The sequence below is a fragment of the Pseudomonas sp. 8AS genome (assembly GCF_902506505.1).
In the GTDB taxonomy this organism is placed as follows: Bacteria; Pseudomonadota; Gammaproteobacteria; order Pseudomonadales; family Pseudomonadaceae; genus Aquipseudomonas.
Genome location: NZ_LR733406.1, coordinates 2,418,748 through 2,434,667, shown reverse-complemented (window position 1 = coordinate 2,434,667; position 15,920 = coordinate 2,418,748). Strand labels below are relative to the sequence as shown.

At 65.7% G+C, this 15,920-nt stretch carries 14 protein-coding genes, 1 tRNA gene and 1 pseudogene; 10 read left to right on the top strand and 6 right to left on the bottom strand.

Translation table 11 applies throughout. From position 1 onward, the window contains the following. Nucleotides 1–6: 6 nt before the first annotated feature. Entirely contained in the window at nt 7–510 is a 504-nt protein-coding gene (locus GV001_RS11360) for a flavin reductase family protein (RefSeq protein ID WP_160079842.1), read from the bottom strand. A gap of 217 nt (nt 511–727) precedes the next feature. On the opposite strand from GV001_RS11360, the gene GV001_RS11355 reads away from it, so the two are divergent. After that, nucleotides 728–1,912, top strand: a complete 1,185-nt coding sequence (locus tag GV001_RS11355) for a flavin-dependent monooxygenase (protein ID WP_160079840.1) — start codon at nt 728–730, stop codon at nt 1,910–1,912. A gap of 255 nt (nt 1,913–2,167) precedes the next feature. Then, a complete protein-coding gene (locus GV001_RS11350; protein ID WP_160079838.1) occupies nt 2,168–3,301 on the top strand; it encodes an LLM class flavin-dependent oxidoreductase in 1,134 nt (377 codons plus the stop codon). A gap of 39 nt (nt 3,302–3,340) precedes the next feature. Here the strand turns inward: GV001_RS11350 and GV001_RS11345 are convergent, their stop codons facing one another. Together GV001_RS11345 and GV001_RS11340 are read right to left on the bottom strand one after the other, a co-directional pair. Continuing rightward, on the bottom strand, nt 3,341–3,985 hold the full coding sequence (locus GV001_RS11345) for a hypothetical protein (protein ID WP_160079836.1): 645 nt from the start codon (nt 3,983–3,985) through the stop codon (nt 3,341–3,343). Next, nucleotides 3,966–4,739 (bottom strand): SDR family oxidoreductase, encoded by a 774-nt coding sequence (locus GV001_RS11340; protein ID WP_160079834.1) that lies wholly within the window; start codon nt 4,737–4,739, stop codon nt 3,966–3,968. The genes GV001_RS11345 and GV001_RS11340 overlap by 20 nt, the downstream gene beginning before the upstream one ends. Nucleotides 4,740–4,872: 133 nt before the next feature. On the opposite strand from GV001_RS11340, the gene GV001_RS11335 reads away from it, so the two are divergent. The 7 genes and pseudogenes from GV001_RS11335 (at nt 4,873) to GV001_RS11310 (ending at nt 11,175) form a co-directional block, all read left to right on the top strand. After that, nucleotides 4,873–5,700 (top strand): alpha/beta fold hydrolase, encoded by an 828-nt coding sequence (locus GV001_RS11335; protein ID WP_160079832.1) that lies wholly within the window; start codon nt 4,873–4,875, stop codon nt 5,698–5,700. Further along, nucleotides 5,697–6,488, top strand: a complete 792-nt coding sequence (locus GV001_RS11330; RefSeq protein WP_160079830.1) for a fumarylacetoacetate hydrolase family protein — start codon at nt 5,697–5,699, stop codon at nt 6,486–6,488. The genes GV001_RS11335 and GV001_RS11330 overlap by 4 nt, the downstream gene beginning before the upstream one ends. A gap of 2 nt (nt 6,489–6,490) precedes the next feature. After that, a complete protein-coding gene (locus tag GV001_RS11325) occupies nt 6,491–7,399 on the top strand; it encodes an acetaldehyde dehydrogenase (acetylating) (protein WP_160079828.1) in 909 nt (302 codons plus the stop codon). 11 nt (nt 7,400–7,410) lie between these two features. Next, entirely contained in the window at nt 7,411–8,445 is a 1,035-nt protein-coding gene (dmpG, locus tag GV001_RS11320; protein ID WP_160079826.1) for a 4-hydroxy-2-oxovalerate aldolase, read from the top strand. A gap of 138 nt (nt 8,446–8,583) precedes the next feature. Then, nucleotides 8,584–9,654: pseudogene (locus GV001_RS20365) on the top strand (HAMP domain-containing protein); the annotation flags it as partial. Continuing rightward, nucleotides 9,640–10,512, top strand: a complete 873-nt coding sequence (locus GV001_RS20360) for a methyl-accepting chemotaxis protein (RefSeq protein ID WP_372238586.1) — start codon at nt 9,640–9,642, stop codon at nt 10,510–10,512. The pseudogene GV001_RS20365 and the gene GV001_RS20360, both read left to right, overlap by 15 nt. Nucleotides 10,513–10,536: 24 nt before the next feature. Then, nucleotides 10,537–11,175: a tyrosine-type recombinase/integrase gene (locus tag GV001_RS11310; RefSeq protein WP_256664904.1), complete on the top strand. Its 639-nt coding sequence runs from the start codon at nt 10,537–10,539 to the stop codon at nt 11,173–11,175. A 101-nt stretch (nt 11,176–11,276) separates the two neighbouring features. On the opposite strand, the gene GV001_RS11305 is transcribed toward GV001_RS11310, so the two are convergent. Beyond that, a tRNA-Val gene (locus GV001_RS11305) sits at nt 11,277–11,353 on the bottom strand. Between the two features lie 186 nt (nt 11,354–11,539). Between GV001_RS11305 and GV001_RS11300 the strand changes: the two genes are divergently transcribed. Next, entirely contained in the window at nt 11,540–12,823 is a 1,284-nt protein-coding gene (locus GV001_RS11300; protein WP_160079820.1) for an FAD-binding oxidoreductase, read from the top strand. Between the two features lie 125 nt (nt 12,824–12,948). Here GV001_RS11300 and GV001_RS11295 read toward each other — a convergent pair whose 3' ends face one another. Both GV001_RS11295 and ercA read right to left on the bottom strand, forming a co-directional pair. Next, nucleotides 12,949–14,682, bottom strand: coding sequence for a NahK/ErcS family hybrid sensor histidine kinase/response regulator (locus GV001_RS11295; RefSeq protein WP_160079818.1), 1,734 nt, complete (start codon nt 14,680–14,682; stop codon nt 12,949–12,951). Then, nucleotides 14,666–15,829 carry an alcohol dehydrogenase-like regulatory protein ErcA gene (gene ercA, locus GV001_RS11290; RefSeq protein WP_160079816.1) on the bottom strand — a complete coding sequence of 388 codons (1,164 nt, stop codon included), beginning with the start codon at nt 15,827–15,829 and terminating at the stop codon, nt 14,666–14,668. The genes GV001_RS11295 and ercA overlap by 17 nt, the downstream gene beginning before the upstream one ends. Between the last annotated feature and the right edge of the window lie 91 nt (nt 15,830–15,920).

Sequence of the window (15,920 nt, the reverse complement as noted above, 5' to 3'; positions counted from 1 at the left end):
CGGCCCTCAGCTCGCCGCCGCCAACTGGGCGGTGGTGGTGTAGGCGCCATCCAGGTAGACCAGCGGGCTGATGCTGTCGCCGTTGTGGATCTGCTCGATGCGCCCGATGAAGATGGTATGGGTGCCGTAGTTGAACTTGCCGTCCTGGCGGCAGAGGATCGCCGACTGGGCGTCGCCCAGGTAGGGAATGCCGCCTGCGCTGGTCAACCAGTTGCCCTGCTGGAAGCGCGCTTCACCCTTGATCGGGCCGCTGCACAGGTGCGACAGATACTCCTGCTCCAGGCCGAGGATGTTCACACAGAAGTCCGCGCCGGCATCCAGCACCGCGTGCAACGAGGCGGTCTGGTTGACGCAAATCAGCAGCGACGGCGGTTCGGTAGACAGCGAGTCGACCGCGGTGGCCGACATGGCAAAACGCTCGCTGCCGTTACTGGTGGTGATGATGGTCACCGACTTGGCCAGGCGACGCATCGCCTGGAGCATCATGGATTTCAGATCGGTCTGGCTCATGGCATGGCCCTCTTGTTGAGCTGGAACCGATTCTTGCCGCGCCGCGCAATGCCAACATCGTCCAAGGGGACTAGGCCCTGTAGGCACCCGGGCGCGGCCTTGCGCGCGCAGCGGCATATGGTCCGTTTGAGGGATGTCGCGCCTGCCGGCGCCTGCTGCAATCGCCGGCGATGGCCTGCCAAAGCCCCGCACCGGGGCGCCCAGAGGAGAACCACAGATGCTTGATAAAGAGCTGATCCGCCAGCGTCTACTGCAACGCGCCCGCGAACTGGTGCCGGTGCTGCGCGAACGCGCGCCACAGGCCGCCCGCGCCGGACGCCTGGCCGAGGAGACCCTGCGCGACTTCCACGACGCCGGTTTCTTCCGCATCCTCCAGCCGGCCCGCTGGGACGGTTATGAACTGGAGCCACAGGACTTCTTCGAGGTGCAGATGACCCTCGCCGAAGGCTGCATGTCCTCGGCCTGGGTACTGGGCGTTGTGGCCATCCACAACTGGCAGCTGGCGCTGTTCGACGACCGCGCCGCCCAGGACGTGTGGGGCGAGGACTCCAGCGTGCTGATCTCCTCCTCCTATATGCCGGTGGGCAAGGTCACCCGCGTCGAAGACGGCTTCCGCCTGTCCGGGCGCTGGGGTTTCTCCTCCGGCAGCCAGCACTGCCAGTGGGCCTTCCTCGGCGCCATGGTACCGCCGGCCGAGCCGGGCGGCGCGCCGGACTACCGCACCTTCCTGGTGCCGCGCCACGACTACAGCGTGCTCGCCAACTGGGATGTGATGGGCCTGGAGGCCACCGGCTCGCATGACGTGCTGGTGGAGGACGCCTTTGTTCCCGAGTACCGCACGCACAGATCCATTGATGGTTTCATGCAGAACAGCCCGGGCAACGCGGTGAATACCGCGCCGCTGTTCCGCATCCCATTCGGGCAGATCTTCGTGCGCGCCGTGTCGTCCTCGACCATCGGTGCCCTGCAGGGCGCCATCGACCTGTTCGGCGAGGTCAACCGCCAGCGCGTGGGGGTCAACGACGGGCGCAAGATCGTCCAGGATCCGGGCGCGCAGACCGCCCTGGCCAACGCCATGGTCACGGTGGACGAATGCAAGACGGTGCTGCTGCGCAACTTCGCCCTGATGATGCAGCGCGCCCGCGACGGCCAGCCACTGACCATGGCCGAACGGGTGAAGATGCGCTACGACTCGGCGATAGTGCCGGACAAATGCGCCCAGGCGGTCGCCGCGCTGATGTACAACAGCGGCGCCGCCAGCATTTTCCGCGAGCACGGGCTGAACCGCGCCTTCCGCGACATCCACACCGGCCGTGCGCACGTGGCCAACTGCCCGGGCAAGTACGCACTCAACCTGGGCGCGGTGAGCATGGGCCAGGACAGCAGCGACTTCTTCCTCTAACGCTCACGCCAACGAGCTCATGCCTTGCAACCTGCCACGACGCCCGCCAATGCGGGCGTCGTGCTTTGTGCAGCACCGATCCGAGGTGGATAAGGCTCCTCTTATCCACCACCGGCAACCATCGCTGCCCGGCCGCAGCACCGAGCCGAGTAGTCTGTTTGGGGGATTCCGCCACGCCCTGCATCCCCGACCATGCGTTCAAGGCTGCGGCTTTGCCGGCCTGGATCCATAACCCAGAACAACAAGGGCTAGCGCATGAAATTCTCCCTGATCTATGAAGCACAGACTCTCGACAGCTCCCGCGAGGGCGACCGCCGCGTGTTCGACGAAACCGTCGAGCAGGCCGTGCTGGCCGACAAGCTCGGCTTCGATACCTTCTGGTGTGTGGAACACACCGCCCTGACCAACTACTCGCACATGTCCGCGCCGGAAACCATGCTGGCCTTCGTTGCCGGCAAGACCGAGCGCATCGGTATCGGTCACGGCGTGGTCTGCCTGCCGCCGGCGATGAACCATCCGGTCAAGGTGGCCGAGCGCATCGCCACCCTCGACCTGCTATCCAAGGGCCGCGTGCACTTCGGCGTGGGCAAGGGCGGCACCCAGCAGGAGGCCGGCACCTTCGGCTACGACCTGGCCACCCTGCAGCCGCAGATCGACGAAGCCATGTACCTGATCCCGAAGATGTTCGTGCAGGACGAGATCGAGCACCACGGCGACTTCGTGCAGATCCCCAAGCGCCCGATTCACCCCAAGCCCTACCAGGACCCGCACCCGCCGATGTACCTGGCCTGCACCAACACCGAATCGCTGAAGAACGCTGGCGGCCGCGGCATGGGCGCGCTGGTGCTGGGCTTCGGCGGCCCCGAGGAAATCGCCAAGAAGGTGGCCGTCTACCACGAGGCCTGGGACAACCGTAACGAGAAGAACCAGGTGGGCTTCCGCCCCAACCGCCACATCGCCGCGCTGTGCCCGGCCATCGTCCTCGACGATAACGAGAAAGCCCGCCACATCGGCATCCGTGGCCAGCGCTACTTCATGGAATCGCTGGCCTACTGGTACGCCGGCGGCGAACGTCCGGATCCGGAACAGTGGAAGGACGACACATTCGTCGATGGCAACGGCCAGGCGGTGATCAAGTCGCGCTTCGCCTCCGAAGAGGTGACCGTGGACTTCTCCGACCCGACCCAGGCGATGATGAACCCCAACCACGCCTATGGCACCGTGGCGGACTGCATCGGCTATGTGCAGCGCCTGATCGACGCCGGCGCCGACGAGATCCTGTTCATCTGCCAGATGGGCACCGTGCCGCAGTGGGCGCAACTGGAAACCCTGAAGAACATCGGCGAGAAGGTCATTCCCTACTTCCGCGAGCAGCAAGCCAAGGCCTGAAGCCAGCGCGATTGAACAACGGGCCTACGGGCCCGTTGTTCATTCTGTACTGGTACTGGGTGATGACCTCCGTTCGGCAAGCCACATGCGCCGCTCGGCGACGGCCTCGGCATCCTGCCCCGGCAGCAACCAGGCCGCAGTCTGGCCCTGGGTCAGCACGCCACCGACAGGCCCCGGCAGCAGGCAAGCCTGACGCCGCCGCAGTGGCGCAGACTGGATCTGCCCACTGCGGCACAAGGCTGCCAGACGCAGAGCCATACGCCGGACCCGCAAAGCCAGCAGCGGGCCGAGCAGGCACAGGCCGAGACGGCCCATGCGCGGGCGGAATAGCAGGGACAGTTGCAGGCGGCAGCCGCCAGCCTGGTCGCTCAGGCTGCAGCTCAGCCAGGCCGCGGGCAACAGCAGGCTGGGCGCCAGACGCAGGAGGTAGCCCTGCCCGGGCAGCCAGGCCTCCACTTGCTCGTCGCACCAACTGCCGCTACGCAGAAACAGCCGACGGCGAGTGCCGACACCTTCGCCGCCAGCGGGTAACACCAAGCAGCCAGTCAGTCCCGGCCGGCAGTGGGCACTGCGTTCGAGGTCGCGCAGATGTGTCCAGGCCTGCGCACGCGGCAAGCCCAGGGCCAATTCGTAGATGACTGCGGCGAGTGGCTGCGGGCCGGCCTCAGCCGGTTTGAGCGGCATCGAGAAAGGCCGGCCGCTCGCCACCGCCATGCACGCACAGCTCGGCGCCGCTGACATAGGAGGCCGCCGGTGAGGCGAGGAACACGCAGGCATCGCCGATGTCCTGCGGCTCGGCCATGCGCTGCAGCGGGATGCTGGCAGCGACCCGGGCCAGGCCCTGCTCATCGCCATAGTGCAGGTGCGACTGCTCGGTGCGTATCAGGCCGGCGACCAGTGCGTTGACCCGCACCTTGGGCGCCCACTCCACCGCCAGCGAGCGGCCCAGGTTGAGCAGTCCGGCCTTGGCCGCGCCGTAGGCGGCGGTGCCCGGCGACGGACGCTGGGCGCTGACGCTGCAGATGTTGAGGATCACCCCGCCCTCGTCCTGCGCCTGCATCACCCGGTTGGCCAGCTGGCTGAGGTTGAGCGGCGCCAGCAGGTTGAGGCGGATGATGGCCTCGGAGAAACGCGGCGAGGCGGTTGCCGCTTCGACATGGGGCGCGCCGCCGGCGTTGTTGACCAGCACATCGAGGCGCCCATGACGCTCGACCACGGCGTCGATCAGGCGCTGGCACTGCTCCAGTTCGCGCACGTCACACGGCACAAGCCAGGCCTGGCGGCCAGCGGCCTCGGGCAGCTCGGCGGGTGCCTCGCGGCCGCAGATGACCACCTCGGCACCCTGTTCGAGGAAACGCCGGCTGATGCCGCGGCCAACGCCCTTGCCGCCGCCGGTGACCAGCACCACGCGGCCTGTGAAATTCAGCGGATCGCCCATGGCGCCCTCCTGCGGTTGTCGATGCCGCCACCTTAGCCGGTGGCGCCGGCGCCGCGCGTAGTCCTGTTGGACGATGTTGCGCTCTGGGGGCCGCCGAATAATCCGGGCACCCCAATCCGCCAAGGAGAGTCCCATGGACACGCTACCGCAAGGGCACTTCGTGACCCTGCCCGATGGCTTGCGCCTGCACTACCGCGAGGCCGGCAGCGGGCTGCCGGTGGTGTTCATTCACGGCAGCGGCCCCGGCGCCAGCGGCCACAGCAACTTCAAGCAGAACTACCCGCAGTTCGCCGCCGCCGGCTACCGGGTGATAGTCCCCGACCTTCCCGGCTACGGCGCTTCCGACAAACCGGAAACCACCTACACGCTGGACTTCTTCGTCGGCGCCCTGCGTGACCTGCTGGATGCCCTGGATATCCAGCGCTGCGTGCTGGTGGGCAACTCCCTCGGCGGCGCCATCGCCCTGCAGATGGCCCTCGAGCAGCCACAGCGGGTATCCCGCCTGATCCTGATGGCGCCCGGCGCGCTGATGCCCAAGGAAGCCTACTACCAGCGCATGGAAGGCATCCAGCGGATGGGCGCGGCCTTCGCCGCCGGTGAACTCAACGACGCCGCCGGCATGCGCCGCCTGCTCACGCTGCAGCTGTTCGACGCCAGCCAGATCGACGACGAAACCATCCGCGAACGGGTCGCGGTGGTCGCCGAGCAGCCACGTTGCGTGCTGACCAGCATGCAGGTGCCGGACCTCAGCGCACGCCTGGGCGAGATCGCCTGCCCGGTACTGGCCTTCTGGGGCGCCGACGACAAGTTCTGCCCGGTGGACGGCGCGCTGACCCTGATGCAGGGCTGCCGTGATATCCGCTGCCTGCTGCTGAGCCGCTGCGGCCACTGGGTGATGGTCGAGCATCGCGAACGCTTCAACCAGGAATGCCTGGCCTTCCTCGCGGAGGCCGCCGCATGAGCCAGGAATTGCGTATCCGCCACGCCGACGAGCTGTACCAGGCACTGTGCCAGGGCCACACCCTGGCCCCACTGACCGAGCGCTGGCCGGGCATCGAGATCGACGACGCCTACCACATCTCCCTCGGCATCCTGCAGCGCCGCCTGGCCGCCGGCGATCGCCTGGTGGGCAAGAAGATCGGGGTCACCTCGGCCGCCGTGCAACGCATGCTCGACGTGCACCAGCCGGACTTCGGCTTCATCACCCAGCAGATGTGGTTCGCCAACGGCGCCGAGATCTCCCTGTCGGCCAACAAGTTGATCCAGCCACGCGCCGAGGGCGAGATCGCCTTCCGCCTCAAGCACGACCTGAGCGGCCCCGGGGTGACCGAGGGCGACGTGCTGGAAGCCACCGAATGCGTGCTGCCGTGCTTCGAGATCGTCGACTCGCGCATCCACGACTGGCGCATCCGCATCCAGGACACGGTGGCCGACAACGCCTCCTGCGGGGTGTTCGTGCTCGGCGGCGAGGAACGCGACCCGCGCGAGCTGGATCTGCCCAACCTGCGCATGCGGGTGAGCAAGAACGGCGCGCCGCTGAGCGAAGGCCTGGGCTCGGCGGTGCAGGGCAACCCGCTCACCGCCGTGGCCTGGCTGGCCAACACCCTGGGCCGTTACGACATCCCGTTCAAGGCCGGCGAGATCATCCTCTCCGGCTCCCTGGTACCGCTGGAGCCGGCACGCGCCGGTGACCGTTTCGAACTGAGCATCGATGGCCTGGGCAGCACCCGGGTGTCGTTCAAGGAGTAAGCATGAGCAAGAAACTTAGAGCCGCCATCATCGGACCAGGCAACATCGGTACCGACCTGCTGATGAAGATGTGCCGTTCGGACTGGATCGAACCGGTGTGGATGGTCGGCGTCGACCCCGAGTCGGATGGCCTCAAGCGCGCCCGCGAGCTGGGCCTGAAGACCACTGCCGAAGGTGTCGACGGCCTGCTGCCGCATGTGCTGGACGACGATATCCGCGTCGCCTTCGACGCCACCTCGGCCTATGTGCATGCCGAGAACAGCCGCAAGCTTAACGAGCTGGGCGTGCTGATGATCGACCTCACCCCGGCAGCGATCGGCCCCTTCTGCGTGCCGCCGGTCAACCTCAAGCAGCACGCCGCCAGCCTGGCGCTGAACGTCAATATGGTTACCTGCGGCGGCCAGGCCACCATTCCCATGGTCGCCGCCGTGTCGCGCGTGCAGCCGGTCGATTATGCCGAGATCGTCGCCACCGTATCCTCGCGCTCGGTCGGCCCCGGCACGCGCAAGAACATCGACGAATTCACCCGCACCACCGCCGGCGCCATCGAGCAGGTCGGCGGCGCCAGGCAGGGCAAGGCGATCATCGTGATCAACCCGGCCGAGCCGCCACTGATGATGCGCGACACCATCCACTGCCTGACCGCGGGCGAACCGGACCAGGCCGAGATCCGCGCCTCGGTCTTGCACATGGTCAAGGAAGTGCAGCGCTACGTGCCCGGCTACAAGCTGATCAACGGCCCGGTGTTCGACGGCAACCGCGTGTCCATCTTCGTCGAGGTCGAGGGCCTGGGCGACTACCTGCCGAAATCAGCCGGCAACCTCGACATCATGACCGCCGCCGCCCTGCGCACCGCGGAAATGTTCGCTGAACAGGCCCAGCTGGGCCACCTGACCCTGCCCGTCCGCTAAGGAGCAACAGCATGAATCTGCAAGGCAAACACGTCACCCTGCACGACATGAGCCTGCGCGACGGCATGCATGCCAAGCGCCATCAAATCAGCCTGGAGCAGATGGTCGCAGTGGCCAGCGGCCTCGACGCGGCCGGCGTGCCGCTGATCGAGATCACCCACGGCGACGGCCTGGGCGGCGCCTCGGTCAACTACGGCTTCCCCACCCACAGCGACGCCGAATACTTCGCCGCGGTAATCCCCAAGCTCAAGCAGGCCAAGGTTTCCGCCCTGCTGCTGCCGGGCATCGGCACGGTCGAGCACCTGCGCATGGCGGTCGACTGCGGCGTGTCCACCATCCGCGTGGCCACCCACTGCACCGAGGCCGATGTGTCGGAACAGCACATCGGCATGGCGGCGAAGATGGGCGTGGATACCGTCGGCTTCCTGATGATGGCGCACATGGTCAGCGCCGAGAAACTGCTGGAGCAGGCGCGCCTGATGCAGAGCTACGGCGCCAACTGCATCTACTGCACCGACTCGGCCGGCTACATGCTGCCCGACGAAGTCAGCCAGAAGATCGGCCTGCTGCGCGCCGAGCTGGACCCGCAGGTGCAGGTCGGCTTCCACGGCCACCACAACATGGGCATGGCCATCGCCAACTCGCTGGCGGCCATCGAGGCCGGCGCCGCGCGCATCGACGGCTCGGTGGCAGGCCTCGGTGCCGGCGCCGGCAACACCCCGCTGGAAGTGTTCGTCGCCGTGCTCAAGCGCATGGGCGTGGAAACCGGCATCGACCTGTACAAGATCATGGACGTCGCCGAGGACCTGGTGGTGCCCATGATGGACCATCCGATCCGCCTCGACCGCGATGCCCTGACCCTGGGCTATGCCGGCGTGTACAGCTCCTTCCTGCTATTCGCCAAGCGTGCCGAGCAGAAGTACGGTATCCCTGCCCGCGATCTGCTGGTCGAACTGGGTCGCCGTGGCACTGTGGGTGGTCAGGAAGACATGATCGAAGACCTGGCGCTGACGCTGGCCAGCCGCAAGGGGCCGCTGCCGACCTGATCGCCCCCCTAAGCGCCCTGTCCGTGGCGCTTAGGGGCTTCTGGTTTTGTATTCCTATGCACTTGGCGCCTGGCGCCAGGTGTATCGCCCCCATGACGATCTGCTCTTTCTCCATCTGCCGGCCAAAAGGAATGAATCATGCTGAGCACTCTTTCTCGCCAGTGTGCCGACCTGTCTGTTGCCAAAAAGCTGGCTGCAGGTTTCGCGACAGTGCTGGTCTTGACCATTGCGGTGGCCATAACCGGCTTTTATGCGATTAACTCGGTGATGAGCTTTCACAGCCAGACGGATCTGCTTTCGCAGATCAACAGCCACATTCAGCAAGCCCGTCAGGCCGAAAAAGAGCTGGAGCTAAAGGGCATTACACAGGCTGCGCAAGAAGTCCGTACGCAGCTGGGTCAGGTGTTGGAAAAGCTCGACCGGATGAGGACTACCACCCCTCTCGACGAGCAAGCACCCGTGCAGGCCATGGCGCAAGCCGCCACTGATTACCTACAGCAATTCGAAGACTTCACCCGGCAACAGGATAAGGCCCGCGTTGCTCGAACCACCATGAACGAAGCCGCGAGCCTGGCCACGGCGCAATTCGGCGATATCGAGATGGACATCTACAACGCCGCCCGCGACCCCGGCCTGGCGGCCAGGGTGTTGCGGGGTGGCGATCCGCTGGTCATCGCGCAGAGCATCTCGGGGGTGAGTAAACGCATGCTCGAACTGCGCGCCATCGAGCACAGTCCGCAGCTCTGGAACGGGGTTCATGAGGAGCTCAATACAGAGGCGCGGAATCTGCTGCACTGGCTGGACGAGTCCCTCAAGCAGGATGTGACCATGGCGCTGCAGGCGCTGGACCAGTATCAGCAGGCGTTTGCCCATTACCTGCAGGCCGGCGAAGCCAGCCAGGCCAGCGAGTCAGCCATGCTTGTGCATGCGGATCGGGCCGTGGAGCTGGCCAGCGAGGGCCAACAGCGTTCTGAGCTCGCCATGCTGCAAATCAGTGGGCGAGTGGTCACGGTGCTTGGCGTTACCAGCCTCATCGCCATTGCCGCAGGTATCGGTGCAGCGCTGCTGATTTCGCGCCTTATCGTTGGGCCATTGCGGCAAACCGTGTCTTTTGCGCAGCGCGTTGCCGCTGGAGATCTGAGCGAATCTACACAACTGGAACGGCATGACGAACTGGGCCAGCTGCTGAACTCCATGCACAGTATGCGGCTGAGCCTCAGTCAACTGGTCGGGCAAATCGGCAGCGGTGTCCGGCAAATTGCCAGCTCGGCCGAAGAGCTCAGCGCGATTACCGCCAGTACCTGTGCGGGCGTGCAAACCCAGCGCCTGCAAACCGAACAGGCCGCCTGCGCGATGCAGCAAATGAGCGCCACGGTGCAGGAGGTCGAGCGCAATGCGCAGCAGGCTTCAAGCGCGGCGCAACAAGCCGATCAACAGGCTCGCCAGGGTGACTCGATCGTGCGCCAGGCCGTGACGCAGATTGGCGGCCTGGCGAGCGAAGTGGAGCATTGCGCCAGCATCATCCAGCAGGTGGACCAGGACAGCAGTCATATCGGCAGCGTGCTGGAGGTCATTCGCAGCGTGGCCAATCAGACCAACCTGCTCGCCCTGAATGCGGCGATAGAAGCGGCGCGCGCCGGCGATCAGGGGCGCGGTTTTGCCGTGGTGGCCGACGAGGTGCGGGCGTTGGCCATGCGCACCGATGACTCCACCCAGGAAATCGAAACCCTGATCAGCAACCTGCAGCGTGGCGTGCAGCAGGCCGTGGCACAGATGAACAACAGCCGTGCCCTCACTCAGACGACCGTTGGCCTGGCCGAACAGGCCAGCGCCTCTCTGTCACGTATAACCCAAGCGGTGTCGACCATCGAACAGATGAATCAACAGATCGCCAGCGCGACCACCCAGCAGAGCCTAGTGGCTCAGACCATAGGCGAGAGCATCAGCCAGATCCGCGACATCGCCGAGCAAAGCGCCACCGCCAGTGAGCAAACCACGCTGTCCAGCGCCAACCTGGCGCGCCTGGGTGTCGCGCTGCAGGAACTTACCGGCCAGTTCCGTACCTGATACGCCGCTCTACTGATGCGAGCGGTGAAGACCGAAGAGCAGAAGAAGCGCCTGCGACACAGCAAGGAAGGTCTTGACGCCATCCTGAGTTATGAAGGAACGCCGGAGTGGCTTCGCCGGGCGATCCGTCTGACATTGGTCAGCCTGCAGCGACGCGAGGATATCGTGACGTGGGAAAAGAGCTCTGTAGACCTGGAGGCAAACACCATAAAAGTATCGCCAGGTAAAACCCAGAGCTACGACAAGCCGGTCCACCTAGAAATCGCGATGGGCAGCGCTCTCCATGAAGTGGTGAAAGAATGTTTGCCCTCGCCGGTCATCTGCCCATTCCTGATCGACTACACGCCGAAGGCCCGCAAACGCGAGCAACTGGAGGCCAAGCTGCACTGGTCGGCGGTGACGGACGACTACCTGACCAAGGAGTTCCGCAAGGCCCGCGACCTGGCCAAGGCCTATGACCACATCGAGAACCCCAAGGCCCGGCCGACCATCCACAAACTGCGCGCCTTGGGTTCCTGGCTGTATGAGCAGCAGGGTTTCTCGACCGAGTATGTGCAGGCGCTGATGGGGCATGCGACCCCGGAAATGACCGCCTATTATCAGGAAGGGCATGAGCAGAAGGAGGTGGTCTACCAGCACGTTGAGCCGGGGCTGAAGCTGTAGGCTGGTAGCGAGTTTTGCAAAAGTATTGAAAAAGTTTTGCAAAAACAAAAAAGGCGATCCTCTAGGATCGCCTTCTAAGTACCGTGCTAGACGGATTTGTTTGGTAGGCACAATTGGACTCGAACCAACGACCCCCACCATGTCAAGGTGGTGCTCTAACCAACTGAGCTATGTGCCTGCTATGGCCGCGCATTTTACGGATACGCGCGGAGCTGTCAACACCTATTTTCCCTAAGCCTCTGAAAAAGTGGAATTTTTGCCAAATGCACGCAAGCGTTAAAAATTTCGCACAGAGGCTAGCCGGGCATAAGCAACTCAAGTAGCATCGGCTGGTCCGTAAAAAATAAAGAACATAGGTTCCAAAATGACGCACACACCCTACCCTCAATCCTATTACGCCGCCTCCGCCAACCCGGTGCCTGCCCGCCCTGAGCTGCAAGGCGAGTGCGAGACCGATGTGTGCATCATCGGCGCCGGCTACACCGGATTGTCCACCGCCCTGTTCCTGCTGGAGAACGGTTTCAAGGTCACCGTGCTGGAAGCGGCCAAGGTCGGCTTCGGCGCCTCCGGGCGTAACGGCGGGCAGATCGTCAACAGTTACAGCCGCGACATCGACGTGATCGAGCGCAGCGTCGGCCCCAAGCAGGCACAGCTGCTCGGGCAGATGGCCTTCGAGGGCGGTCGCATCATTCGTGAGCGCATCGCCACCTACAACATCCAGTGCGACCTGAAGGACGGTGGCGTATTCGCCGCCAACACCCACAAGCACATGAAGCACCTGGAGTCGCAGAAGAAGCTGTGGGAGCGCTACGGCCACACCCAGCTGGAACTGATGGACGCCAAGCGCATCCGCGAAGTGGTCGCCAGCGACGCTTATGTGGGCGGCATGCTCGACATGAGCGGCGGCCATATCCACCCGCTCAACCTGGCCCTCGGCGAAGCGGCGGCGGTCGAGTCGCTGGGCGGCGTGATCCACGAGCAATCGCCGGCCATCCGCGTCGAGCGCGGCGCCAACCCGGTGGTGCACACCCCGAACGGCCGGGTCAAAGCCAAGTTCGTGGTGGTGGCCGGTAACGCCTACCTGGGCAACCTGCTGCCGGAACTGTCGGCCAAGTCGATGCCGTGCGGCACCCAGGTGATCACCACCGAGGTACTGTCCGACGAGCTGGCCAAGAGCCTGCTGCCGCAGGACTACTGCGTCGAGGACTGCAACTACCTGCTCGACTACTATCGCCTGTCCGGCGACAAGCGCCTGATCTTCGGTGGCGGCGTGGTCTACGGTGCCCGTGACCCGGCCAACATCGAGGCGATCATCCGGCCGAAGATGCTCAAGGCCTTCCCGCAGCTCAAGGACGTGAAGATCGACTACGCCTGGACCGGCAACTTCCTGCTGACCCTGTCGCGCCTGCCGCAGGTCGGCCGGATCGGCGACAACATCTACTACTCGCAGGGTTGCAGCGGTCACGGCGTGACCTACACCCACCTGGCCGGCAAGGTGCTGGCCGAGGCCCTGCGTGGCCAGGCCGAGCGCTTCGACGCCTTTGCCGACCTGCCGCACTACCCGTTCCCGGGTGGCCGCCTGTTCCAGGTGCCGTTCAGCGCCCTGGGCGCCTGGTACTACACCCTGCGCGACAAGCTCGGCGTCTGATAATCGCTGTGATCACGGCCCGAAACACCCTGTTTCGGGCCAGTTGCAGGGTGCGCCGTGCGCACCGCGAGCCCGCACAGGGCCTGCGGTACGCACGGCGCACCAAGCCCTGACCTCCCTTTCCCCTACCCCGCCAGCATCTGGCTGAGCACCGCGCGCAGCTTGCCCGGGCGCACCGGCTTGTTCAGCAGTGGCACCTTCAGCGCCTGCAAGTGCAGGCGGCATTCGTCCGAACGCTCCGCGGTGATCATCACCGCCGGGATATCGCGGGCGAAATGCGCACGCAGCGCCTGCACTACCTCGCTCCCGGTCACGCCCAGATCCAGGTGATAGTCGACCAGCAACAGGTCCGGCGCCCGCTCGTCCAGCACCTCCAGCGCCTGCACCTGATCCAGCGCGGTCAGCACCTCGCAGCCCCAGCCACCGAGCAGCTCGGCCATGCTGTGCAGGATGCTCGGTTCGTTATCCAGCACCAGCAGGCGCTTGCCCGGCAGCGGGTTGCCCACCTGTGCCTGCGCCGCCGGCCGGCTGCTTGGCAACGGCGCCTGAGCGGCCACCAGCGGCAACTGGATGCTGAAGCAGGAGCCGCGCCCCGGCCGCGAACGCACCTCGATCGGGTAGCCGAGCATGCGCGCGATGCGCTCGACGATGGCCAGGCCCAGGCCGACGCCCTTGCGTTCCATGGAGCGGCCGACATCCAGCTGGTGGAATTCGCGGAACACCGCCTGCAACTGGTCGGCGGGAATGCCGCGACCGCTGTCCCACACCTCGATGCGCAGCTGCTCGCCGCGCTTGCGCACACCCAGCAGCACGCCGCCATGTTCGGTATAGCGGCAGGCATTGCTGAGGAAGTTGCGCAGGATGCGGTTGAGCAGGCGCGCGTCGGTGCGCACGGTGCAGGCCGGAATCCGCGCGCGCAGGCGCAGCCCGGCCTGGGTCGCCAGCGGTTCGAACTCCGAGGCCAGCGGCGCCAGCAGCTCGTCCAGGCGGTAGACATCCAGGTCCGGCTTGATCGCCGCCTGGTCCAGCTTGGCGATGTCCAGCAGGTCGGAGAGCAGGTCCTCGGCGCCTTCCAGGGCCTGGTGCGCGCGCTCCACCAGGTTGTGCGCCGCCTCGCCCAGCTCGCGCTCGCGCAGGGTGGAGATCAGCAGGCGCGCCGCATTCAGCGGCTGCAACAGGTCATGGCTGGCCGCGGCCAGGTACTTGTCCTTGCTGCGGTTGGCCTCCTCGGCGGCATCGCGGGCCTTGCGCAGCTCCTGCTCGACCCGCACCCGCTCGCCGATCTGCTCGTGCAGGCTCTGGTTGGCGCCGAGCAGCGCGGTGGTGCGCTGCGCCACGCGCTGCTCCAGCTCCTCGTTGAGTTGCTGCAGGCGCTGCTGGGCCTGCTTGCGCTCGCTGATATCGGCGACGAAGCCCTCAAACAGCCCCGGCTCGTCGGGCTTGAGCAGGATGTTCATGAGCACGTCGATGACCCGGCCGTCCTTGCGCCGCAGGCGGGTCTCGTAGCCATACAGGCCCGGCTGGCTGGCCAGCACCTCGCGGATCGCCACCAGTTCGGCCTGGCCGCCGACGAACAGGTGCTCGGCCAGGTCGGTCAGCGACCACAGCACCTGCTGCGGGTTGTCGTAGCCGAGCATGCGCGCCAGGGCCGGGTTGGCCGCGCGCAGGCCCTCGTGCAGGCTGGCCTGGAAGATGCCGTGCACGGCGTTCTCGAACAGCCACTTGTAGCGATTGCGCTCGGTCTCCAGCTCTTCCAGGCGCGTCACCAGCTCGGCGTAATGGCTCTTGCGCGCCGACTGGCTGCCCAGGCCGAGCAGCCCGGCCAGGGCCTGTTGCTGTTGCTCAGAGCGCTTCTGCATAGACCACTTCGACGTCGCGCTGGCTCGACTCGCGCGGGTTGGTGAGGATGCACGGGTCGTGCATGGCGTGGCGCGAGAGGAACGGAATGTCCGAGCTGCTCACGCCATGCAGGCTGAGGGTTTCGTGGAAGCCCACGGCGCGCTTGAACTCGACCAGGTGCTCGATCAGGCGCTGGCGGATCTGCACATGGGTCATGCCGCGGCAGTCGATGCCCAGGGTTTCGGCGACCAGGCGAAAGCGATCCGGCGCGGCGTTGTAGTTGAACGCCACCACGTGCTCGACCAGCGCCGCGTTGCACAGCCCGTGCGGCAGGTCGAGGAAGCCGCCGAGGCTGTGGCTCATGGCGTGCACGGCGCCGAGGATCGCATTGGAGAAGGCCAGGCCGGCCTGCATGCTGCCGAGCATGATCTTCTCGCGCAGGGCGATGTCCTGAGGGGTGGCGATCATCTGCACCAGGTTGCCGCCGATCAGGCGCATGGCCTCCAGGGCGTGGGTGTCGGTGAGCGGGCCGCTGCCGGTGGAGACGAAGGCCTCGATGGCATGCACCAGGGCGTCGATGCCGGTACAGGCGGAGAGGAACGGGTCCATGCTCAGGGTGGTTTCCGGGTCGATCAGCGACACGTCCGGCACCACCGCCTTGCTGACGATGGAGAACTTCATGCGTTCCAGCGGGTTGGAGATGATCACGAACTGCGACACGTCGGCCGAGGTGCCGGCGGTGGTCGGGATCAGGATCAGCGGCGGGCTGGGCACGCGGATGGTGTCCACGCCCTCGAATTCGAGGATGCTGCGGCCGTGGGCGACCACGATGCCGATGCCCTTGGCGCAGTCCATCGGGCTGCCGCCGCCGACCGCCACTATCACGTTGCAGGCGTGCTCGCGGTACAGCTCGGCGCCGCGCATCACCTCCTCCACCCGCGGGTTGGGCGAGACCTCGGTGTACAGCACGTAGTCGATGCCCTGGCCCTGCAGGCTGGCCTCGACATCCGCCACCCAGCCGGCGGCGACCACGCCGGGGTCGGACACCAGCAGCACGCGGCGCGCGCCGAAGGTCATGGCGAAGTTGGCGACGTTGTGCCGGCAGCCGGCACCGAAGACGATTTCCGGGGAGACGAACTTGCGCAGCAGGCTCAGATTCTGGGTCATGGATGAGGCTGTTTCTTGTTATTGGAACGAAGAAATTCAGCCTACTGGAATCCTCGGGCATTGCAATCCAACCAAGGCCGCAGGCGATGAA

Bases quoted from the DNA above. Each gene is read 5' to 3' on its own strand.
- GV001_RS11360 (WP_160079842.1), bottom strand. From the start codon at position 510: ATGAGCCAGACCGATCTGAAATCCATGATGCTCCAGGCGATGCGTCGC.
- GV001_RS11355 (WP_160079840.1), top strand. From the start codon at position 728: ATGCTTGATAAAGAGCTGATCCGCCAGCGTCTACTGCAACGCGCCCGC.
- GV001_RS11350 (WP_160079838.1), top strand. From the start codon at position 2,168: ATGAAATTCTCCCTGATCTATGAAGCACAGACTCTCGACAGCTCCCGC.
- GV001_RS11345 (WP_160079836.1), bottom strand. From the start codon at position 3,985: ATGCCGCTCAAACCGGCTGAGGCCGGCCCGCAGCCACTCGCCGCAGTC.
- GV001_RS11340 (WP_160079834.1), bottom strand. From the start codon at position 4,739: ATGGGCGATCCGCTGAATTTCACAGGCCGCGTGGTGCTGGTCACCGGC.
- GV001_RS11335 (WP_160079832.1), top strand. From the start codon at position 4,873: ATGGACACGCTACCGCAAGGGCACTTCGTGACCCTGCCCGATGGCTTG.
- GV001_RS11330 (WP_160079830.1), top strand. From the start codon at position 5,697: ATGAGCCAGGAATTGCGTATCCGCCACGCCGACGAGCTGTACCAGGCA.
- GV001_RS11325 (WP_160079828.1), top strand. From the start codon at position 6,491: ATGAGCAAGAAACTTAGAGCCGCCATCATCGGACCAGGCAACATCGGT.
- dmpG (WP_160079826.1), top strand. From the start codon at position 7,411: ATGAATCTGCAAGGCAAACACGTCACCCTGCACGACATGAGCCTGCGC.
- GV001_RS20360 (WP_372238586.1), top strand. From the start codon at position 9,640: ATGCACAGTATGCGGCTGAGCCTCAGTCAACTGGTCGGGCAAATCGGC.
- GV001_RS11300 (WP_160079820.1), top strand. From the start codon at position 11,540: ATGACGCACACACCCTACCCTCAATCCTATTACGCCGCCTCCGCCAAC.
- GV001_RS11295 (WP_160079818.1), bottom strand. From the start codon at position 14,682: ATGCAGAAGCGCTCTGAGCAACAGCAACAGGCCCTGGCCGGGCTGCTC.
- ercA (WP_160079816.1), bottom strand. From the start codon at position 15,829: ATGACCCAGAATCTGAGCCTGCTGCGCAAGTTCGTCTCCCCGGAAATC.